The sequence below is a fragment of the Bradyrhizobium zhengyangense genome, assembly GCF_022012435.1.
GTDB lineage: Bacteria > Pseudomonadota > Alphaproteobacteria > Rhizobiales > Xanthobacteraceae > Bradyrhizobium > Bradyrhizobium zhengyangense.
On sequence record NZ_JAKLUA010000010.1, the window covers coordinates 34,312 to 54,706 of the forward strand.

Sequence of the window (20,395 nt, forward strand, 5' to 3'; positions counted from 1 at the left end):
TCTCTTGCCCGGGATCGGCGCCGCAGGACTCAGCGCTTCAGGTTGACGACGACGTCAAGCAGATCGGCGCCGGTCTGGAACGACTTCGAGTTCGCGGTGAAGCCGCGCTGCGCCGAGATCATGTCGGTCAGCTCGCTCGCAAGATCGACGTTGGAGTCTTCGAGAGCGCCGGACTGGATGGTTCCGAGGCCACCCTGCCCAGCCAGACCGACCTGCACGTTTCCGGATTCGAGGTTCGGCGAATAGACATTGCCGACCTCCGGCGTCAGGTGATCCGGGCTCGGCACGGTGGCGAGCGCAACCTGGAAACTTGGCAGCTGGGTGCCGTTCTTGAGCACGGCGGTCACCACGCCCTTGCTGTCGATATTGACCTTCTCGACAGCGGACGGCGCGTTGCCATCGACGGTCGCCTTGAAGTCGAAGCTGGAGGCGACCTGGGTCATGGCCGAGAGGTCCATGGTGAAGGCCGAGCCGCCGGGAACGTTGAACGCGAGCGTCTTGGGGCTCGCTGCAGCCAGCGCGCCCTTGCCGGCCGCGGTGACGTCGAAGCTGAATGCGGTCGCGGCTGAGGGACCGCCCGTCAGCAGGCTGGCGCCGTTGTAGACTTCAATGTCCCAGGTGTTCGCGCCAGTTTTCGCCGCATAGACGTCGAGCGTTACAGCGTTGCCGATGTTGTCGTAGGTCACCATCGACGTTTTCGAGGTGTAATTGCCCGGACCAGCTGCAGCAAGCGGGGAAGCGACATTCGCAGCGCTCGGGTCAAGATTGGCGGCCACGGTCGCCTTGGTCGAGGGCGAGGCCTGCAGCGCCATCTGGTTGACGTTGATAACCTGGAGACCGCCGAAGCCGTTAGCGGCAACGTTGGGCGCGGCACCGTTCTGGATGTTGTAGCCCATCAGCTGGAAGCCGGCGGTGTTGACGAGATTGCCGGTGCTGTCGGGCACAAATGAGCCGGCACGCGTGAGGAAGTTGTTGCCGTTCGCATCCTGCACGACGAAGAAGCCGTTGCCCTGAACCGCGAGGTCCGTCGTCGAGGTCGTGAACTGAAGATTGCCGGGATCGGTGATGGCGTAGCGGACCGTGGTCTCGACCGCACCGGAGTCGTAGTTGCCGGAGCCGCTCTTCAGGATCAGCGAGGAAAATTCCGTCGAAGCGCGCTTGTAGCCGACCGTGTTGACGTTCGCGATGTTGTCCGAGACCGTCGACAGCTTGTTGGATTGCGCATTCATCCCGGAAACGCCGGTGCGCATAACACCATACAGGCTCATGTAGTGGGCTCCTTTGGCAGATTGTCGTTACAATGGGGGGTCTTGCTTGCGCGGGGCTGATGGTTGGCGGCGATGCACAACTTCATACGATGGCTTCGTCAGCTCACGTCGTCTTCGGCTGGCAGAACGAGCGCGCCTTGTCGGTCCACGCGCCGAAGCCGCTGGAGACGAGATGCGCAACGATGTGGCAGACGTAGCGCTTCTGCGCCGGTTGATTGTTCGGACCGGCATTGTAGCGGGCGACCGCCATGGTCCAGCTTCCCTCGCGCTGCTTCAGCTCTTTCAGGAAGCGCGCGGCGTAGTCGACATTCTTCGCCGGATCGAACATCGCCCGCACCGATGTGAACTTGTCGCCGTGAAAATAATGGTTGATCTGCATGCAGCCGAGATCGATCAACTTGATGCCCCTGGCCCGCATCGCCTCGAAATTCGCGATCGCATCGTCCATGTCCTTGGCGAACACGGTCTGGCCTTCGGCACCGAGCGCGTAGGGATAGAGCGCGCCGCGACGGCCGGTCTCGGTGAGGCCGACGGCATAGAGAATGCCGAGCGGAATTCCGTGCTGCTGCGAGGCGCGCGCCATCTCGCGCTCGCAAGGTCGCACGGTGTCCGTCGCCGCCGCGGCGGCGCCGACGTCACAGATAAACAGGGCCGCGACGAGACTGCGGCGCCACGTCCTGGTCATGGCGTGCCTCCTGGTTGGGCTGCTGGTTCTGCCGAGCTTGCCTGGGGCCGCTGTCGGACTGACCGGCCGACGTGCCCGCACCGCCGAACGCGCTTTGCGACTGCGATGATTGCTGTTGTTGGCCCGAGAGTTGCTGCTGCGACTGGCCCGACCCGGCCTGGAATCCGTCGAGCGAACCGTGCTGCACCGGCGCGACGTCGGCGACATAACCCGCCGACTGCATCAGGTCGCGGATCTGGTCGCGCTGCTGATCCAGCATCGTGCTGGTGTCCTTGCGTTCGGCGGCAAGCTGAACCGACACCTCGTTGCCGACGAGACGAAGACGCACGGTGACATTGCCGAGATCAGGCGGCTCGAGATTGACGGTGAGGATCTTGAGCGGCCGATCCGGAGAATTGTTCTGTGCGCCCGCGAGATCTGTCGCGGCGGACGCCGCCGGCGCGGGCGCGTCCTTGAGCTCCGACACGACAGCGTTTGCGACCTGCTGGGTCGCGCTCAACTGTCCCACGGGAGGCAGATGGGTCTCCTGCTGAACCACCGTGACCTTGGTCGTCTCAGGCAAGGCGTCGCGGCCCGCAGACTTTGCGGCACGCTCGACATTCGCTGCGACGGCTTCGAAGCCCGGTGTTGCCGGTATGGCATTCGTCTGAACGGCGCTTCCCTGTGACATCGCCGCAGCCTGTGCGCCTGCGGCTGGCTGTCCGTGCGCGTGGGACGTATCGCCGCCGGAACGTGCCATAGCCGAAGGAGCGGAGGTGAATTGGCCGACGTCTGCCGCCGCCTTTGCGTCGCCAATACCTTGCTTCGCCACCGAGGGACGCTCGTCCCGGGTCGACGCCTCCCTCTTTTCGCCGGACGGCCGTGGTGTCTGCACTGTCACCGCCTGCGCGGCGGCAAGCTCCTGCCCCATGATCGCCGGAAGGCCCAATCTGGTCGAGACATCCGACTTCGCGACCTGATCGACCTGCTCATGCTTGTTCGACGATTTGGTCTCCTCGGTGCGTTCATGCACCGGTTCGTCCTTCGACGTGTCACGCTCGGTCAACTGGGTCACGCGCGGGCGTGCTGGGGCAGCCTTCGCGGTCGTGTCAGCTCCCTGATCGTCCAAGGCCCGCTTGGCCATGTTCGAGACGGTGTGGAGCAGATCGTGAAACGAGGAATCGTCGGCGGTCTTGGCGCCTGATGTTGCCGCGCCTTTCGTCGACCGGGTCACCCCGCGCGCAAGGCTTTCGGCGAGACCAGCGAAGAGTTGTCCGGAGGTTCCACTGAGCTTGGTCATGGGCGGTGATCCCTGGTGAGAAGCTCCAGTTCGCCGAGCTGCGACTTCGCACGCGCGAGCATCGCGTTCGACGAGGCGAGATCGATCCGTGCCGGCGTCGGCGGCGGCTTGTCGGCCGACATGACGACAGCCGGACCCGTGATCGACTTGCGAATGTCGAGCGCGAGCTGGAGGGTTGCGTTGAGGAGCAGGACATCGCGCTCCGCCAGCTTCGACCGGTCGAGCGCCTTCAGCTCGGCAAAGCCGCCGTCATATTCGTCGGTGAGCGCGCGGGATGCGCCGCGATAGAAATGTGCTCGCTCCCGATCGGGCGTGGCGTCGGCGCTGAGCGTCAGCGCTCGCTCGGCCGCGAGGCTGACGACGGCGAGCTTGCCACGGATCAGCGCCCCGCGCGCGATCACCAGATAGAGCTTGAGGCGGCTGGCGCGATCGACCTGTTCCAGCAGCGCCGAAACCCGTGCAAAGCGACGATCGTCCAGCGCAAGATTCGATTGCGTCAGGCCCGTGGAGAAACGCTGCCAGAAATCGCCTGCATAGACCGAGTTACGGTAATGACGGATATAGGCCAGCGTCAGGAACTCGAACTTGTCGAAATCCTCGGCCTGCCCGACCAGAAGGATCTCGCGCCGCAGCGCCGCCTCTTCGACCAGCGTACCGGGCAGCAGCAGGCGTGCATCGTCCAGACGCTCGATCGCGAGCGAGGCCTCGGACCGGGCGAACAGCGCGCCCTGGACCAGCGCCACCTGCCCGCCCATGCCGGACGCGATCGTCCGCGGCTTGACATCCTTGAGCAGCTCCCTCGCCTCGTCCTGCCGTCCCTCGACATAAGCGAGCGCGCCGTCAAACAGCGCCTTGTCGACGTTGATCTTGTCGCGCGGCAGCTTGCGGACGATCTGTGGCGCGCCGCCGGACAGCAGATAGATCACGAGCGCCTGACCGTTCTGTGGGCTGCTCCACACGGTCGGATCTGCGGCGAGAAATTTCTCACCAATCTGGCGGATCAGTGCGATGTGGCTGCCATGCGCCGCGGTATCGCCATTGGCGATGCCGTCCTGTACCGCCTGCAGCGCGCGGACGAGCTCATAAGGCTCGCCGGACGATGGCGCTGGATCGGAAAAGGCACGGGTCGCCGCCAGCGACAACAGCATCGACAGCACAGTGCGGAGCAGCGGTCTGGTCAAGGATGCTTCTCCCGGATCAGGATCTCGATCCGTCGATTTTGCGCGGCCCCAGGATCGTTCGGAAGTTTTGGCCGCCGGTCGGCATATCCTTCGACATGCTCGATCCGCTGCGCATCGATGCCGGAGCGGACCAGCATGTAGTAAGCCATCTGCGCGCGCGCCGTGGACAGCCGCCAATTGTCGTAATTGTCCGATTTGTAGGGCCTGTTGTCGGTGTGACCACGGACGATGATCATGCCGCGACGCTTCGCGATGAGCGGGCCGATCTTGTCGATGACGCGGACCAGCTCAGGCCGCGGCTCGGCCGAGCCGACCGCGAACATTCCGAAACTCGCATCATCGGTCAGGCTGATCAGCAGGCCCTCCTCGACCTGGCGGACCTCGGCGACCGGCCCGGCGCCGGCCTTGATGTCCGACAGCGCATCAGCAATCGCGGACTGAAGCTGCTTCACGGTCGGTTGCTGGGTCTGGGCGGTGTCGCGCGCCTCGGGCTCCTTCGAGGCATCGGTCGGGCGCGCCTGCGGCGCGGCGTTGGCCCGGACATTCGCTTGCGGGCTCGGCTGCACGCCCGCGTCGCGCGCAGACGATGATGGGGCCGGCCCCGGCGGCAGCAGCGGCGACATGCTCGTGGACGACGCCTGAGCGTCGGGAGCCACGCTGCCGCCGGCATCATCGGTCCTGCCACGGCGCGGCTCGCCCTGATTTGTGTTGGCCGGATTGTCACGCGCCGAAGCACTCGTCTTCGGCTCGCCCTCCATGATCCTGTCAGCTTCCTTCGACGCCTCGGGCGCAAGCTTCCAATAACCGGGGTCGAACGGATCACGATAGGCGTCGCCGCCCTTGAGGCCGTCCTCTTCCGCAGAGGTCAAAGCGCCGGCGCGCCGCTGGCCGGAGGCCTGGTTGGAGCTTGCCGCGATTTCGGCGAGCGTCGCGTAGGGATCGCGGAACAGGACCTTCTCTTCGTAGAAGGGCGGCTTCTCGGCGGTCGGCGAGTCGCCGCGACGCTCCTCGTTCGGGCCGGCCGGCTGGCGCTTGCCGTCCTGACCGTCGAAATTCGTCGGCTCCTTCTTGGACAGATCTTTCAGGCCCTTCGGCGCGGGCGCGTTCTCCGCAAGCTTGATCGGGTTGAAATAGCTCGCGACCACCTGCTTCTGGTCCTGGTTCAGCGCGTTGATCAGCCACATCACCAGAAAGAACGCCATCATCGCGGTCATGAAGTCCGCATAGGCGATCTTCCAGACGCCACCGTGCGCCTTCTCGTCTTCGAAGGCGCTCCGCCTGCGGATGATAACGAGCTCGTGCTTGACTTCTTCCATGGTGCAACTACCGGCGCGCCTCGTTCAGCCGGTCGACCCAGGTCGAGATCTGCGTCTCGATCGTGGTCTGATCGGCGAGGACGCGCACCTCGACAGTGTCGGCGGACTGGTATTCGATGCCGGTACGGCCGGCCAGATTGAGCTGTGTCCTGACGAGATCGATGAGCTCGCTGGGTCCGATGACGCGGAACACCGACACGGGCGAGTTCGAAGTCAACGCCGCGATCTGCTCGACCAGGGATCCGATCGCCTTGTCGCGGACCGCTTCAGCGAGGAACGGCAGCAATATCCGAGCCACCGAGCCTGCGATGTTGCTCTCGATCTCGCGGCAAGCAGCGTCGAAACCGTTGACGATCGCGACCGCCTGCTGGTCGGACCACTTGGCTCGCTCCTCGCCCAGCCGGATCGCGCTGCGGACTCGCTCTTCGGCGAGCTTGGCTTCGCCCTCCGCAACACCTGCAGCATGGCCGCGCCGATAAGCGTCTTCGAGAAGGTTGACCGGCGCTGCTTCCGGCGCGGGCGGCGGTTGAAGTTGCGACTGCGATTGTGCCTGGCGTTCCTGACGCTGTGGTTGAGGCTGCGGCTCGCGCCGGACCTCCTTCTTCGTCAGCACATCCTGGATATTGGGCGGCGGAGGCGGCGGTAACTTGGTCCGCCCATTGGCGTCGAATTGCGTCAGCAGTTTTCCGATTGCCGCGTTCATGCCGCCTCCTCGCGTCGCATCCATTCCTTAAGGATTGCTGCCGCCTGCATCTGATCGAGGCGGACGATCTGCTCCAGCCGCTTCTGCGGCGTGCGCTGCATCTTGCCTTCGAGATCCTCGACAAGGTTGAGCTCGGAGTCCTGGCTGTCGGCCAAGGCGAGGGCCGTGGCAGCTTCAAGCTCAGCGGCTTCGGCCGCCTCGCTCTGCTCCTGCGCCGCGCGATGGGTCAGGATGCCGTTGACCGCGGGCCGAAGCCCGAACCAGACCAGCATGGAAGCGACGGCCAGGATCGTCACCGCGTTGATCACGCTGCCGAGTTGCTTGTTCATCATCTCGACAAAGCTGATCGGCGGAACCGGCGCCAGATCGCGCGAGCCTTCCACGAAGTCGACCGCCGTCACCTGGATCTGGTCGCCGCGCGCCTTGTCCAGTCCGCCGGCGGTTGCCGCCAGCTGGCTGATCTCGGCGAGCTTGCTGTCGACGATGGCCTGGTTGGTCTTGTCGCCGAGGTCGGCGACCAGCCGCGCCCGGTTGACCAGCACGGCAATGAAGAGCTTCTTGACCGAATAGCCGTCACTGACCGTCGTCGTGGTCTTGGACGAGACCTCGAAATTGGTGACGTCTTCGCGGCGGGTCTTGTCCTCGCTGGAGTTCTTGGTGCCGCCTGCGTTAACCTGCTGGTCCGGCAGGTTTTGCTGGACGGTCGTCGGCGTCGAGCGGTCGGCGTTCGATGACTTCTCGTTTTCGCGAACGTTGCGTACGGAACGCTCGGCGCGTGTCTCTGGATCGTAGACGGTCTCGTTGATCTGGCGCTTGTCGGTCGAGAGCTGCGGCGAGACGCTGACCTCGAAATTGTCCAGTCCCAGATAGGGCGTCAACGCCTTGCGGATGTTCTCCTGCACCATTCCGCCGACGGTCTTCTGAAGGCTTGCCATCTTGGTCGGTGCGGCACTGGCTTCGTCTTCTTCCGCCAGCAACATCGAGCCGTCGGCATCGAGCACCGTGACCTTGTCGCGCGTCATGCCGGGAATGGCGGCCGCGACGAGGTGGCGGATCGACTGCGCCGTCCGCGCCTCGATCGCACCATCGGTGCGCAGCACGACCGATGCAGAAGGCGGTTGCTGCGTCGCGCGGAACGAACCGCGCACCGGCATCACGATGTGCACCCGCGCCGCCTTGACGCCCTTCATCAGCTGTACGGTGCGTGCGATCTCGCCTTCGAGTGCCCGCAGCTTGGTGACCTCCTGCATGAACGAAGTGAGCCCGAGCGAACCGATCTTGTCGAACAGCTCGTAACCGGAATTGGCGCTCGTCGGCAGTCCCTTCTCGGCGAGCAGCATTCGCGCCTGCGCGGTCTGGCTCGGTCGCACCGACACGGCATCGCCGGCCGCATTGATGTCGAAGCTGATGTTCTGCTCGCGCAGCGCGGCCCCGATGCGCGTCACGTCTTCGCGCGTGAGACCAGTGTAAAGCGTTTCGAATTCCGGCCGGCTCAGATAATAGGCGCCGCCGACCACGGTGACGAGGACGGCGAAACCGATCAATCCCAAGGCCATCAGACGTCGCGGCCCAAGTTCCAGCAGATTGTTGAGCAGCTGCTGTAGCTGCGCGCGACTGAGCATGTGACCTCGTACCAATGCGAATGGTGAGGACACTCCGCTGCCAACCTTGTCTGAAGGTTGCGCGAACACGCGAATATGTCGCTTCGCGGGCGAGGCGTTGCAATTTTACTGGAAGTTCGGACGCCGCAACCGATTCGACGGCGAGGCGCGAGCGCCGACGCGGACGGCGCGTTGCCTTGACGTCCGACGTCAGGAAATCAATTGTGCGCACATCATGTGCCGTCACGTCCGCCGATCACGGCGGGACCGTGCTCCCGGGGGAGCACGGTCCCTTTCGAAGCCGAAGCTTACTTGAACAGCGAGAGGATGCTCTGGCTGTTCTGGTTGGCGATCGAGAGCGCCTGAACACCGAGCTGCTGCTGGGTCTGCAGCGCCTGCAGGCGGGTGGATTCCGCGTTCATATCGGCGTCGACGAGCTGGCCCACGCCTCGGGTCACCGAGTCCATCAGGGTCTTGACGAAGTCCGTGTTGGTCGCGAGGCGGTTCTTGACAGCGCCGAGGTCGGCGGCGGCCGAAGCCACCGAGTTGATCGCGGCAGTGACCTGCGTGATGTAGCCATCGAGCGTGGTCTGGTCAGCTGCCGAGTCGGTCAGCGTGCTGATGCTGATCGTGTCGACCGATGCGCCGGCACTCACCTTGTCCAGGATGCCGCTGGTCGACGAAGTATAGAGCGAATAGTTCGAGATCGTCAGCGTGATGGAGCCGATGGTCGGCGTTCCACCGACGCGCGAGAACGACGACACCAGGTCGAAGGTCGCGGGCGTCGCCGTCGTCGTGCTCAGCCAGTTGACGCCGTTGAAGGTCGCCGCCGCGGCCGTGCCCTTCATCTGCTGCTGGATCTGGGTGATGTCGGCCTGGATCTTGGTGCGGTCGATACCGGCGGTCTTGGCTTCGACCAGCAGCGACTGCAGCTTGGTGAGGCCGCCGGTGCTGTCACCGACCACGGCGGTCAGCGCGGTATATTCGGTGTCGACGGTCGCGGCCGACAGACCGAGCGAGTCAGAGACGGCGGAGAGCGCGGCGTTGTCGGCGCGCATCGAGGTTGCGATCGACCAGTAGGCGGCGTTGTCCGACGCGGTGGCGACGCGCTGACCGGTCGAGATCCGGTTTTCGGTGGTCTGCAGGCTGGAGCTGACGTTGCGCAGCGTCTGCAGCGCGGTCATGGCGGCGGAGTTGGTGAGAAGGCTAGAACTCATGTTTTGACGTCCCCTGAAAACGAATTGAAATTGTTGGGACATACCGGGCTTGCACCGGTACGACGGGACGGCATCATGCCTTTGGGCTGCAGAAAAGCGCGCTCAACCTGTCGTAACGGCGGCGATAGCACGCGAAGTTTGCGCGAAGCTTGTGGCGCTGTGACCGTACTGGACTGGACTGGAGCGGCAGTTCGAGGCGCCAAGTCGATATTCTTCTCCCGCGCGAACAACGTACCCCGAAATGAAAGAGCCGCGCTTCGCGAGAAGCGCGGCTCGCTCAGATCGTTTTCAGACTTAGCGGAACAGCGAGAGGATGCTCTGGCTGTTCTGGTTGGCGATCGAGAGCGCCTGGACACCGAGCTGCTGCTGGGTCTGCAGCGCCTGCAGGCGGGTGGATTCCGCGTTCATGTCGGCGTCGACGAGCTGGCCGACACCGCGGTTGACCGAGTCCATCAGGGTCTTGACGAAGTCGGTATTGGTCGCGATGCGGTTCTTGACGGCGCCGAGATCGGCGGCGGCCGAAGCCACCGAGTTGATCGCAGTGGTGACCTGCGCGATGTAGCCATCGAGCGTGGTCTGGTCGGCCGCCGAGTCGGTCAACGTGCTGATGCTGATCGTGTCGACCGACGCACCGGCGCTCACCTTGTCCAGGATGCCGCTGGTGGACGAGGTGTAGAGCGAGTAGTTCGAGATCGTCAGCGTGATCGAGCCGATGGTCGGCGTGCCACCGACGCGGGAGAACGACGACACCAGGTCGAAGGTCGCGGGCGTCGCCGTCGTCGTGCTCAGCCAGTTCACGCCGTTGAAGGTTGCCGCATTGGCGGTGCCCTTCATCTGCTGCTGGATCTGGGTGATGTCGGCCTGGATCTTGGTGCGGTCGATGCCGGCGGTCTTGGCTTCGACCAGCAGCGCTTGCAGCTTAGTGAGGCCGCCGGTGCTGTCACCGACGACCGCGGTGAGAGCGGTATATTCGGTATCGACGGTCGCGGCCGACAGACCGAGCGAGTCGGAGACGGCGGAGAGCGCGGCGTTGTCGGCGCGCATCGAGGTTGCGATCGACCAGTAAGCGGCGTTGTCCGACGCGGTGGCGACGCGCTGGCCGGTCGAGATCCGGTTTTCGGTGGTCTGCAGGCTGGAGCTGACGTTGCGCAGCGTCTGCAGCGCGGTCATGGCGGCGGAGTTGGTGAGAAGGCTAGAACCCATTTTGATGTCCCTTTGAAGATCGAGTTGTTTTGGGGACATACCGGACTTGCACCGGTACGACAGGGCGGCGTCATGCCTTTGGGCTGCGCAATAGCGTTGAGGGCCCAACCTGTCGTACGGCGACCGTAGCGCTCGAAGCTTGTGCGAGGCTTGTGGCTCTGTGTCCTCACCGCAACAGGGAAGCCAAAGTTGCGGCGTGCCCTGGACGTCACGTCAAACGAAAGGGCCGCGCTTCGCGAGAAGCGCGGCCCCCTCAGATCGTCGTCAGTCTTAGCGGAACAGCGACAGGATGCTCTGGCTGCTGCTGTTGGCGATCGAGAGCGCCTGAACGCCGAGCTGCTGCTGGACCTGGAGGGCCGACAGGCGGGTGGACTCCTGGTTCATGTCGGCGTCGACGAGCTGGCCGATACCGCGGGTCACCGAGTCCATCAGCGACTTCACGAAGTCGGTGTTGGTCGAGATACGGTTCTTGACGGCGCCGAGGTTCGCGGCAGCCGAAGCCACGGAGTTGATCGCGCCAGTGACCTGCGCGATGTAGCCATCGAGCGTGGTCTGGTCGGCTGCCGAGTCAGTCAGCGTGCTGATGTCGATCGTGTTGACCGACGCACCGCCGCTCACCTTGTCGAGGATGCCGCTGGTGGACGAGGTGTAGAGCGAGTAGTTGGCAACGGTCAGGGTGATGGCGCCGGTGGTCGGCGTGCCGCCGACACGGGAGTACGACGACACCAGATCGACCGTCGTCGGGGTGGCCGTAGTGGTGCTGAGCCAGTTCACGCCGTTGAAGGTCGCCGCAGACGCGGTCGCCTGCATCTGCTGCTGGATCTGGGTGACGTCCGCCTGGATCTTGGTGCGGTCGATACCAGCCGTCTTGGCTTCGACCAGCAGCGACTGCAGCTTGGTGAGGCCGCCATTGCTGTCACCGACAACGGACGTCAGAGCTGTATATTCGGTGTCGACCGTCGCGGCCGATAGACCGAGCGAGTCGGAGACCGCGGAGAGCGCGGCGTTGTCGGCGCGCATCGAGGTTGCGATCGACCAGTAGGCGGCGTTGTCCGAAGCGGTCGAGACGCGCTGACCGGTGGAGATGCGGGTCTGCGTGGTGGCGAGCTGCGAGCTCACAGACCGGAGGGTCTGGAGAGCGGTCATCGCGGTCGAGTTCGTAAGCAGGCTTGACATTGCGAATGTCCCTTTATGTACGCGTTACATTTTCACGAGGGGACATACCGGGCTTTCACCGGTACGGAGGGGCGGCATCATGCCTTTGGACTGAATGTGGGTGGGGTCCAACCCGCCGTGACGCTTCGCTAACACGCCGAATCTTGCTTCCGAATTAAGGCCAGCTTGAATTCTTCAGCAAAATCATATGGTTAATATTACTCTTTACTAACCTTAACGATTCCGGTGGACCGATGACCGCTCTCAAGAGAACGACCGGACCAATCCCGAGGCAAGCAGATTCCACCCGTCAATCAGCACGAAAAACAGCACCTTGAACGGTAGCGCGAGGATCGACGGCGGCATCATCATCATGCCCATCGACATGGTCAGCGTCGCCACGATCATGTCGATGACGAGGAACGGCAGGATGATGAGGAAGCCGATCTCGAACGAACGCCGGAGCTCGGAGATCATGAAGGCCGGGATGATGACGCGCATATCGACGCGCTTGTCGTCGAACTTCTTGCGGAAGCTTTCCGCTGCGAGCGACTCGAACGTCTGCAGATCCTTGTCACGGACGTGTGCCAGCATGAACTCGCGGAACGGATCGCTGATCTTCAGATAGGCGTCCTCCTCCGAGATCTCGTTCTTCATCAGCGGCTGCACGCCGGTCTCCCAGGCACGATCGAACGTCGGCGCCATGACGTAAAAGGTCATGAACAGTGCGAGACTGATCAGCACGAGGTTCGGAGGCGTCGTCTGAAGGCCGAGCCCGGCGCGCAGGAACGACAGCGCCACAGCGAACCGCGTGAAGCTCGTCACCATGATGAGCAATCCCGGTGCGACGGACAGCACCGTCAGCAGCGCCATCAGCTGGATGATGCGGCCGCTGGTCGAGCCATTGCCCGGCGGCAACAGCGAGTTGAGATCCGGGATCTGGGCGAATGCCACTTCGGGCAGCACAACCAGCAACAACGCGAGCAGCAGGACTTTCAATTTCACTGGATCACCAACGTCTCAATGATCAATTCGCGGACCTTGCCGGACGAGCGGATGCTGGCGCGTTCGGACAGGTCATCGCGCAAATGCTGAAGTCCGCGCGTGCCTTCGAACTGCGTCACCGAAGCTGACCGCAGATAGGTGACGATGTCTTCGCTGATATGGGCAGCGAGGATGCCGGCATCCTCGTCACTCATGCTGTCGGTCACCATGGAGGCCTCGACCCGGGCCCAGTTGTTGGCCGGCGCCGCAAGATTGGTCACGATCGGCGACAGCTTTCTGAGTCGCGCGCTGCCTGAATAGCTCGACGCAATCGGCGGCGGGGTGGCGCCTTTCTTTGCATCGGCGACGCGCTCGGCGGTAGCGAACAGATGCAGGCCCGCAAGCGCGCCGGCGCCAATCGCGACCAGGGTCAGCACGACGATGGCTGCGATCAGGCGCATGACGCCCCCTGCTTCCATGACGCGTGAGCCTCAGAACGGTGCCACGGCATCATAGATCCGGTGTCCCCATCCTGGTTGCTGCACGTCAGACAGATTTCCACGGCCGCCATAGGAGACGCGCGCCTCGGCGATCTTCTCGTAGGAGATCGTGTTGGTCCGCGAAATATCCCGTGGGCGCACGATGCCGCCGACATTGAGCACGCGCATCTCCGTGTTGATGCCGAATTCCTGCGAGCCGCTGATCATCATATTTCCGTTTGGCAACACGTCGGTGACGACGGCCGCGATGGAAAGCTTGATGTCTTCGGAGCGGTCGATCTGACCGTTGCCTTTGATCTGCGTATTGGTGTTGAGGTTGGCGTTGGCTTGGCCCTTGTCCTGCCATCCCGCGACGTCCATCAGCCAGTTCAGCCCGAACTGGACCTGCGAATCGCGCGAGCGGCCGGTCTTGTTGTCGAGCTTGGCCTTGTCCTGCATCGAAATGATCACTGTCACGACGTCGCCGACGCGGCGCGCACGGGGATCGCGATAGAGATCGGTGCCGTCGTCCCACGTCGAGCGATAACTGACGGGCGTGCGCATGCGGGGCGTCACCGGAATAGGCTCGGCTGGCGTCCTCAATCCGCTGCCCACGGGCGACAGTTTCGGGCCGGTCAGGATCTCCGCGGGATCATGGGAGCACCCGGCAAGGAGCAACAGCGACAGGATGAGGAACGGCGTCTTCATTTACTTGGTCTTCCCGTCATCCACGCGACGCATTCCACCGAGCAGGTCAGCAAGATGCGCTGCGCGCCCGGTCTCCATCTCGTTGAAAATTGCGCTCGAGCTCCTCGGGCTCAGCTTTGCGAGAACCGCCGCGGCAGTCTCGTCCGCCATGCCGGCGATCTGGGTCGCGGCCGCGTCGGGCTTCATGCGCGAATAAATCTCGACGACGCTTGCTTCGGCCTTCTTCAGGAAGTCGTCGCGCAACTCCATCCACTTCTCGTACTCGACCCGCTTGGCCTCGACTTCCGCGATCCGCTCCCGCAGCAGGCTTTCGGCTTTCTCCAGCTCCTTCAGCTGCCAGGCGAGCCTGGCGTCGACGGCGGGATCGGCCACATTGCTACAGAATAGCGCCACTTCGTTGTCCGGAGGCGCGCCAGCCTGGGCGGGCGCTGGTTTCGGCGGCGCCGTGACACTGCCGGACTTCGCCGGACGCGTCGGCAGAGGTGCGGGAGCCGGTGCTGGAGGAGCCGCCTCCGGCACTGCGCCGGTGGTTGCAGGCCCTGCATCCTCAGCCGCCCAGGCCGTGGCCCGCGAATTATCGCCTGGAACAGACGTAGCCTGCGCATGCGCCTTCTGCGGTCCGGGCGCACGGGCGCGTGCAAACGAGAGCAGATTGAGCGGCTTTGACGGCTTCGGTTCGTCGAGCGCGAACGCAGGCAATGTGTTCGCGAGCACGAACACCGTCGCCAGAAGGAGTTGCGCTTTGTGATCCAGCTTCAGCATCGGCGCGCGTGCGATTCTCGGTCAGGACCTGAGCATTGAGCGACCAAGCTTGCACGACGCTTATGCATCATTGCACGATGACTTCAGCCTGCAGCGCGCCGGCCGTCTTGATAGCCTGGAGGATCGCGATGATGCCTGATGGTTTCAGTCCGATCTGGTTCAATCCGCGCACAAGACGCTGGAGATCGACACCGCTCAGGATCGCCACCTGCGATCCAGCCTCGTTGGCTTCGACCACGGTCTGGGGTACGACGACCGTCTGGCCTTGCGAGAACGGCGCCGGCTGGGACACGACGGGCAGTTCGGTGACACGAACCGTCAGGTTGCCGTGCGTGACGGCGACAGTCGATATCCGAACGTCGCGCCCGATAACCACCGTGCCGGTACGTTCATTGATCACAACCCGCGCCGGCGTGTCTGGCTCGACGGTGAGCTCTCCGATCTCGGCGAGAAAGCGAACGGGGCCGACATAGCGCGGCTTGGACAGCACGATCGTCCGATAGTCGCGCTCAAAGGCGATCTGGGCACGGTACCGTCCACCGGCATAGCGGTTGACGGCATCGAGGATCCGCGTCGCGGTGACGAAATCGGGGTTCTTCAGCTCGAGCACCAGGAACTCCATCTCGTGGAGACTGCCCTGTACCTCGCGCTCCACCAGAGCGCCATTCGGAATGCGGCCCGCGGTCGGCGTGCCCTGGCTGAGGTTTTGGGCCTGGCCTCCGACGCTGTAGCCGGCGACGGTGACCGCACCTTGCGCCACCGCGTAGACCGCACCATCGGCCGCGCGCAGCGACGTCATTACCAGCGTGCCGCCGAGCAGCGAGGTCGCATCGCCCAGCGACGACACCGTGACGTCCATCCGTTCGCCCGGGCCGATCGAAGGCAGCAGGTCCGCGGTCACCATCACGGCTGCGACATTGCGCGTACGCAGGGTCGTCGGCCGCGACTGATTAGTCGTGCTGCTCGTCTCGTTGCGGACATTGATGCCCATGTTCTCGAGCATCGACTGCAACGATTGTTCCGTGAACGGCGCGTTGCGCAGAGTGTCGCCGGTGCCGTTGAGGCCGATCACAAGGCCGTAGCCTACGATCTGGTTCTCACGCAGGCCCTTGATGTCCGCGATGTCCTTGATACGGACGGCAGCGTGGGCGCCGGCGGCGGAGAAGATCAGCAGGAGCGCGATCAGGACTCTGGTCATGTTCCGTCAGCAACCTTGACAGTGCCGTCCGGCTGGACGATGGCCCTGATGATCACGCCCGTGTCAGTGTTTCGCACGGTGATGAGCGAACCCGGCGCACCGGATTGCATCGCCGATCCGTACGTCACAATCGACAAGCCGGAGTCTTCGACAACCACCTTCACCATGGCGCCGCGGGCGATGGTCCAGGGATCCTCCACTGAATTCGTGGGGATCGGCTGGCCCGGCAACAGCGCCCGTCGCGCCATCCGGCCGACGAGGACCTGACGCCCTTCGACGAACATCGCGACACCGAGCGCGTTCTGATCAAAGTTGCGTTCGGTGATCATGTCCTCCCTGATCAGCTCGCCGGCGCGGATCGATACCGCCGGCACGGGAAGCCGCTTCTCGTCTGCGGCGGCACACCGCGTGAAGACGAGAACCAGCAGCGCGGCGGCCAACGCGCGTACGATCAGGCCTACCCTGTTCAACATGGACACACCGAACTAGCGACTGAGACCCTTCGATACCGTCTGGGCCATGTCATCCGACGCCTGGATGACCTTGGCATTCATCTCGTAGGCGCGCTGTGCCGAGATCAATTCGGTGATCTCCTTGACGGGATCGACGTTCGAGGCTTCGAGATATTGCTGGTTGATCTTGCCGTAACCGGCATCGCCGGGCAGGCCAACCACCGGCGCACCCGACGCTGTGGTCTCGCGATAAAGGTTGCTGCCGAGCGGCTCGAGGCCTGCCTCGTTGGCGAAATTGGCAAGGTTGAGCTGGCCGATCTGGCGCGGATTGACCTCCGTATCCAGCTTGGCGAACACCTGCCCGGTCTGATTGACCGTGACCTGCACCGTGCCCTGCGGCACCGTGATGTTGGGATCGAGCAGATAGCCGTCCATCGTCACCAGCTGGCCGGTGGCATTGGTGTTGAACGAACCTGCGCGGGTGTATTGCACCTCGTTGTTCGGGCCCAGCACCTGAAACCAGCCCCGGCCATTGATCGCGAGATCATACGGATTGCCGGTCTGCGTCAGCGCGCCCTGGATGTGCAGCTTGCGGATCGCCGCCGACTTGACGCCAAGACCGAGATTTGCGCCCTCCGGAATCGGCGACGAGCCGTTCACGTTTGCGACGCCTTGCATGCGGTCCATCTGGTAGAACAGATCGGTGAATTCCGCACGCGCGCGCTTGAACGACGTGGTGTTGATGTTGGCGATATTGTTCGCGATGACTTCGATGTTGGTCTGCTGGGCATTCATGCCCGTTGCCGCGATGGCGAGCGATTTCACTTAGGTCACTCCTTCAGATCAAATCGACATCCGAACGACTTCCTGGTAGGCCTGCACGACCTTGTCGCGAACCGCGACCGCCGTCTGCAAGGCCTGCTCGGCCGACATCAGCGCCTCGACGACCCTTCGCGTCGATTCCTTGCCTTGCATCGCCGAGATCGACGCTGCCTCGCCCGTCTTCAGCGTCCCGATCGCGTCCGTGGTCACCTGCTTCATCACGGAATCGAAGCCGACATCGTCGGCGGATTGAACCGCGGACGTTCCCGTAGGCGCGATGGTCTGCGTCTCGCTGGCGCGAGAGGCCGCCTGCCCTGCGGTGATCGCGGTGGATGAAATTGCTTCCAGCATTGTCAGCTCCTCAGCAGATCGATGGTCATGCCGAGCATCGATCTCACCTGCTTCACGACCTGGAGATTGGCCTCATAGGAGCGATTGACTTCGCGCATGTCCGCCATCTCGATCATCATGTTGACGTTGGGCATCTTGACGTAGCCGGCCTTGTCGGCAGCGGGATGACCCGGGTCGTACTCGACGCGATACGGCGTGGTGTCGACCCCGATTTCCTTGACTTTCGCCAGCTGTGTGCCGGAGGCCCGATCGAGCGCGGCATCGAAGGTGATGGTCTTGCGCTGATAGGGGTCGGCCCCCGCGCTGCGCCCGGTCGAGGTCGCATTGGCGAGGTTTTCTGAGACGACGCGCATGCGCGTCGATTGTGCCTCGAGCCCCGAGCTCGCGACGGTCAATGAAGCCGATAGAGGGTCAAGCATGTCGGTTCACCTCAGGTCTTCGCGCTGGTCAGGACCATGCGATTGAACGAGCGCACGATCGCCGAATTCATCGAATAGTCGCGATTGACGTCGCTACCCTTGATCATTTCCTGCTCCAGGCTCACGGAGTTTCCGGAGTGGACGACGTCCCAGCTGTCCTTCTTGGCGGTGGCCCGCGTGTCGGTTTCGGCGGGGGACAGCTGCATGTGGGCGGGCGAGGTCGTGGCCAGCCTTACCGGCACCGCATCGAGCACCTTGTTGAACGGTTCGACATCGCGCGCCTTGAAGCCCGGCGTATTGGCATTGGCAACGTTGGTGGCAATGGTCGACTGACGAAGCTCGAGCCAGCGTGCCTGCGACGATGCGAGTTCGAAGAGAAACAGTGGTCCCACGACGGCCCCATTTTGGTTCATTGGAAAGAACCCTAGAGCGTTAAGCTTTCGTCAAGCTGTTGCGCGGAGCACCATCCCAGGGATTCTACTGAACCTTCGCGGGCCGCGGCGCCTGCTTCGATTGCAGGAAATAGATGATCTCGGCGACGGGGCGGAAGAATTCGGCCGGGATCACCTGATCGACCTGCACCGCTTCGTAGAGCGCGCGGGCGAGCGCCTTGTTCTCGATCACCGGGATCTTGCTTTGCTCGGCGACCTCGCGAATCTTCAGCGCGATCACGTCTATGCCCTTGGCCACCACGAGCGGCGCCGGGTTTTCGTCGCGGTTATAGCGCAACGCGATCGCGAAATGCGTTGGGTTCGCGATCACCAGCGTCGCGCGCGGCACGGAGGCGATCATGCGTTGGCGCGAGCGGTCGCGCGCGAGCGAACGCAGGCGCGCCTTGATCAGCGGATCGCCTTCGGCCTGCTTGTGCTCGTCCTTGATCTCCTGCCTGGTCATGCGCAGCTCGCGCCGCCAGTGGAAGCGCGCCCAGGCGAGATCGATTGCGACCAGTACGATCGTCGCGATGCAGATCGCCGACACGATCCGCATCGCGATGGTGAGGATCATCTCGGGCAACGCGACCGGATCGGTGTACATCGCCTCGAACGCCCTCGCCTCCGACGAGCGCAATACGAAGCAGACGACCGATGTCACCGAGACGAGCTTGAACATCGACTTGGCGAACTCCACGAGACCCTGAGTTCCGAAGATTCGGCTCCAGCCGCTCGCCGGCGAAATCCGGGAGAAGTCGGGCTGAATGCGCTCCAGCACGAGGCGCGGCGCATTCTGCAGCAGCGACGCTGCGAGCCCGAACACTGCCAGGATCACGACCGGTGGCACCAGGAAGCGCAGGGCCTCGAGGCCGACCACGGTGAGCAGGTTCTGTGCGTCCGCACCGGTGCTGAGAGGGAAGCCATCGGGCTCGTCGAGAAAGCTCTTCAAGGTCGGGGTCAGCTGCTGTACGCCCTGGCCGATCAGGAAAGACATAATCACCATCAGCGCCGCGATGGACGCGAACAGGGATGCCTCCCGAGAGACCGGAATCTTGCCCTGTTCGAGCGCATCGCGGACTTTCTTCTCGGTCGGCTCTTCTGTCTTGCTCTCCTGGTCGGATGTCTCTGCCATGCCCGTTCAGCGGTCAGCGGAAGACCAGCTCGTCCTCCTGATCGGGGTTGAGCTCGATTTCACCCTTCTCGGCGAGGTCGAGCGCGAGATCGGTGATCACGCGGCGCGCCTCCAGCACGTCGCGCTGGTTCGACGGCTCGCCGATGGCGAGCTCGGACTCGACGACGCGGCGAACGCGCGAAGCGACCGCCGACAGGATCAACTCGCGGAAATGCTTGTCGGTGCCCTTCAGCGCCACGACGACGCGATCGGTCGGCACCTGGTCGAAGATCATGGTGCGCGCCTTCGGCGCCAGATTGATGACGTCGTCGAAGGTGAACAGCAGCTCCTTCAGCACTTCGGCCGATTTCGGCCGCTTCTCCGACAGGCTCTTCAGCATGTCTTCGATATGACCGCGCTCCATCTTGTTGATGATGTCGGCGACGCGGGCGTAGGTATCCGCGCCGAGGTTGCGGGCGAAGTTGAGCGTCAGGTCTTCGTGCAGAGTCTTCTCGAGGACCTTCATCGCATCGTCGACGATCGGCTTGAGGCTGAGCACCCGCCGCATCAATTCGTTGCGCAGGCTCGACGGCAGCTGGCTCATCACCTTGGCGGCGCAGGACGGTTTGACCTTGGACAGGATCAGCGCCGCGGTCTGCGGATGCTCCTTCGATAGGTAGGTCGCCAGCGAGTTTTCCGACACCGACGAGACACGGTCCCACACCGATCGGCTCGAATTGCCGAGCAGGTCCGACATGATTGCCGTGACCTGGTCGGCCGGAAGCACGTCGCCGAGCACGGCTTCGAGGCCGCCGAGGGTGCCGAGAATGTTGGCGCCCATCGAGAATTGCTGGGCGAACTCCTCAACGATCGACTCGAGCTCCTGGGCCGTGATCGGCCGCAGCTCGGCCGCGGCCTTGGTGACGATGCGAATGTCCTGCGGCTCGAACTGCGCGAGCACGCTGGCGGCCGCTTGGCGGCCCATGGCCAGCAGCAGCGCCGCGACCTTTTCCGTTCCGCCCAGCGTGGCAACGCCGCGCTGCTTGATGGGAGCGACCGGTGCCGCCATG

At 63.7% G+C, this 20,395-nt stretch carries 22 protein-coding genes; all 22 read right to left on the reverse strand.

All coding sequences use genetic code 11. The features are described 5' to 3' along the window. Positions 1 to 29 precede the first annotated feature (29 nt). Positions 30 to 1,268, reverse strand: coding sequence for a flagellar hook protein FlgE (locus L6637_RS26775; RefSeq protein WP_237872417.1), 1,239 nt, complete (start codon positions 1,266 to 1,268; stop codon positions 30 to 32). A 103-nt stretch (positions 1,269 to 1,371) separates the two neighbouring features. Further along, positions 1,372 to 1,953, reverse strand: a complete 582-nt coding sequence (locus L6637_RS26780) for a transglycosylase SLT domain-containing protein (protein ID WP_237862725.1) — start codon at positions 1,951 to 1,953, stop codon at positions 1,372 to 1,374. Further along, positions 1,904 to 3,232 (reverse strand): flagellar hook-length control protein FliK, encoded by a 1,329-nt coding sequence (gene fliK / locus L6637_RS26785; protein WP_237872419.1) that lies wholly within the window; start codon positions 3,230 to 3,232, stop codon positions 1,904 to 1,906. The genes L6637_RS26780 and fliK overlap by 50 nt, the downstream gene beginning before the upstream one ends. Further along, positions 3,229 to 4,413, reverse strand: a complete 1,185-nt coding sequence (locus L6637_RS26790) for a chemotaxis protein (RefSeq protein ID WP_237872421.1) — start codon at positions 4,411 to 4,413, stop codon at positions 3,229 to 3,231. The genes fliK and L6637_RS26790 overlap by 4 nt, the downstream gene beginning before the upstream one ends. Continuing rightward, entirely contained in the window at positions 4,410 to 5,729 is a 1,320-nt protein-coding gene (locus tag L6637_RS26795) for a MotB family protein (protein ID WP_237872423.1), read from the reverse strand. Before L6637_RS26795 ends, L6637_RS26790 begins: the two co-directional genes overlap by 4 nt. Positions 5,730 to 5,736: 7 nt before the next feature. Then, positions 5,737 to 6,432, reverse strand: coding sequence for a hypothetical protein (locus tag L6637_RS26800; protein WP_237872425.1), 696 nt, complete (start codon positions 6,430 to 6,432; stop codon positions 5,737 to 5,739). Next, positions 6,429 to 8,054, reverse strand: a complete 1,626-nt coding sequence (gene fliF / locus L6637_RS26805; RefSeq protein WP_237872427.1) for a flagellar basal-body MS-ring/collar protein FliF — start codon at positions 8,052 to 8,054, stop codon at positions 6,429 to 6,431. The genes L6637_RS26800 and fliF overlap by 4 nt, the downstream gene beginning before the upstream one ends. Positions 8,055 to 8,341: 287 nt before the next feature. Then, complete coding sequence (locus tag L6637_RS26810; protein WP_237862733.1) at positions 8,342 to 9,250, reverse strand: flagellin N-terminal helical domain-containing protein; 909 nt, start codon at positions 9,248 to 9,250, stop codon at positions 8,342 to 8,344. Positions 9,251 to 9,544: 294 nt separating this feature from the next. Beyond that, positions 9,545 to 10,453: a flagellin N-terminal helical domain-containing protein gene (locus tag L6637_RS26815; RefSeq protein WP_237862735.1), complete on the reverse strand. Its 909-nt coding sequence runs from the start codon at positions 10,451 to 10,453 to the stop codon at positions 9,545 to 9,547. 270 nt (positions 10,454 to 10,723) lie between these two features. Beyond that, on the reverse strand, positions 10,724 to 11,629 hold the full coding sequence (locus tag L6637_RS26820; RefSeq protein ID WP_237862737.1) for a flagellin N-terminal helical domain-containing protein: 906 nt from the start codon (positions 11,627 to 11,629) through the stop codon (positions 10,724 to 10,726). Between the two features lie 243 nt (positions 11,630 to 11,872). Then, complete coding sequence (fliP, locus tag L6637_RS26825) at positions 11,873 to 12,613, reverse strand: flagellar type III secretion system pore protein FliP (RefSeq protein ID WP_237862738.1); 741 nt, start codon at positions 12,611 to 12,613, stop codon at positions 11,873 to 11,875. Beyond that, complete coding sequence (locus L6637_RS26830) at positions 12,610 to 13,053, reverse strand: flagellar basal body-associated FliL family protein (protein WP_237872428.1); 444 nt, start codon at positions 13,051 to 13,053, stop codon at positions 12,610 to 12,612. Before L6637_RS26830 ends, fliP begins: the two co-directional genes overlap by 4 nt. A gap of 30 nt (positions 13,054 to 13,083) precedes the next feature. Then, entirely contained in the window at positions 13,084 to 13,779 is a 696-nt protein-coding gene (gene flgH / locus L6637_RS26835; RefSeq protein ID WP_237862742.1) for a flagellar basal body L-ring protein FlgH, read from the reverse strand. Then, positions 13,780 to 14,541: a MotE family protein gene (locus tag L6637_RS26840; RefSeq protein WP_237862743.1), complete on the reverse strand. Its 762-nt coding sequence runs from the start codon at positions 14,539 to 14,541 to the stop codon at positions 13,780 to 13,782. A 67-nt stretch (positions 14,542 to 14,608) separates the two neighbouring features. Then, positions 14,609 to 15,739 carry a flagellar basal body P-ring protein FlgI gene (gene flgI, locus L6637_RS26845; RefSeq protein ID WP_237862748.1) on the reverse strand — a complete coding sequence of 377 codons (1,131 nt, stop codon included), beginning with the start codon at positions 15,737 to 15,739 and terminating at the stop codon, positions 14,609 to 14,611. Further along, a complete protein-coding gene (gene flgA, locus L6637_RS26850) occupies positions 15,736 to 16,212 on the reverse strand; it encodes a flagellar basal body P-ring formation chaperone FlgA (protein ID WP_237862750.1) in 477 nt (158 codons plus the stop codon). Before flgA ends, flgI begins: the two co-directional genes overlap by 4 nt. A gap of 12 nt (positions 16,213 to 16,224) precedes the next feature. Continuing rightward, on the reverse strand, positions 16,225 to 17,016 hold the full coding sequence (gene flgG, locus L6637_RS26855; protein ID WP_237862752.1) for a flagellar basal-body rod protein FlgG: 792 nt from the start codon (positions 17,014 to 17,016) through the stop codon (positions 16,225 to 16,227). Between the two features lie 18 nt (positions 17,017 to 17,034). Then, positions 17,035 to 17,364 (reverse strand): flagellar hook-basal body complex protein FliE, encoded by a 330-nt coding sequence (gene fliE, locus L6637_RS26860; RefSeq protein ID WP_237872430.1) that lies wholly within the window; start codon positions 17,362 to 17,364, stop codon positions 17,035 to 17,037. A 2-nt stretch (positions 17,365 to 17,366) separates the two neighbouring features. Then, complete coding sequence (gene flgC / locus L6637_RS26865) at positions 17,367 to 17,783, reverse strand: flagellar basal body rod protein FlgC (RefSeq protein ID WP_237862754.1); 417 nt, start codon at positions 17,781 to 17,783, stop codon at positions 17,367 to 17,369. Between the two features lie 11 nt (positions 17,784 to 17,794). Further along, complete coding sequence (flgB, locus tag L6637_RS26870; protein ID WP_237862755.1) at positions 17,795 to 18,196, reverse strand: flagellar basal body rod protein FlgB; 402 nt, start codon at positions 18,194 to 18,196, stop codon at positions 17,795 to 17,797. A 64-nt stretch (positions 18,197 to 18,260) separates the two neighbouring features. Then, on the reverse strand, positions 18,261 to 19,346 hold the full coding sequence (flhB, locus tag L6637_RS26875) for a flagellar biosynthesis protein FlhB (RefSeq protein ID WP_237872432.1): 1,086 nt from the start codon (positions 19,344 to 19,346) through the stop codon (positions 18,261 to 18,263). A gap of 13 nt (positions 19,347 to 19,359) precedes the next feature. After that, positions 19,360 to 20,394: a flagellar motor switch protein FliG gene (locus L6637_RS26880; protein ID WP_237872434.1), complete on the reverse strand. Its 1,035-nt coding sequence runs from the start codon at positions 20,392 to 20,394 to the stop codon at positions 19,360 to 19,362. Position 20,395: the final 1 nt, after the last annotated feature.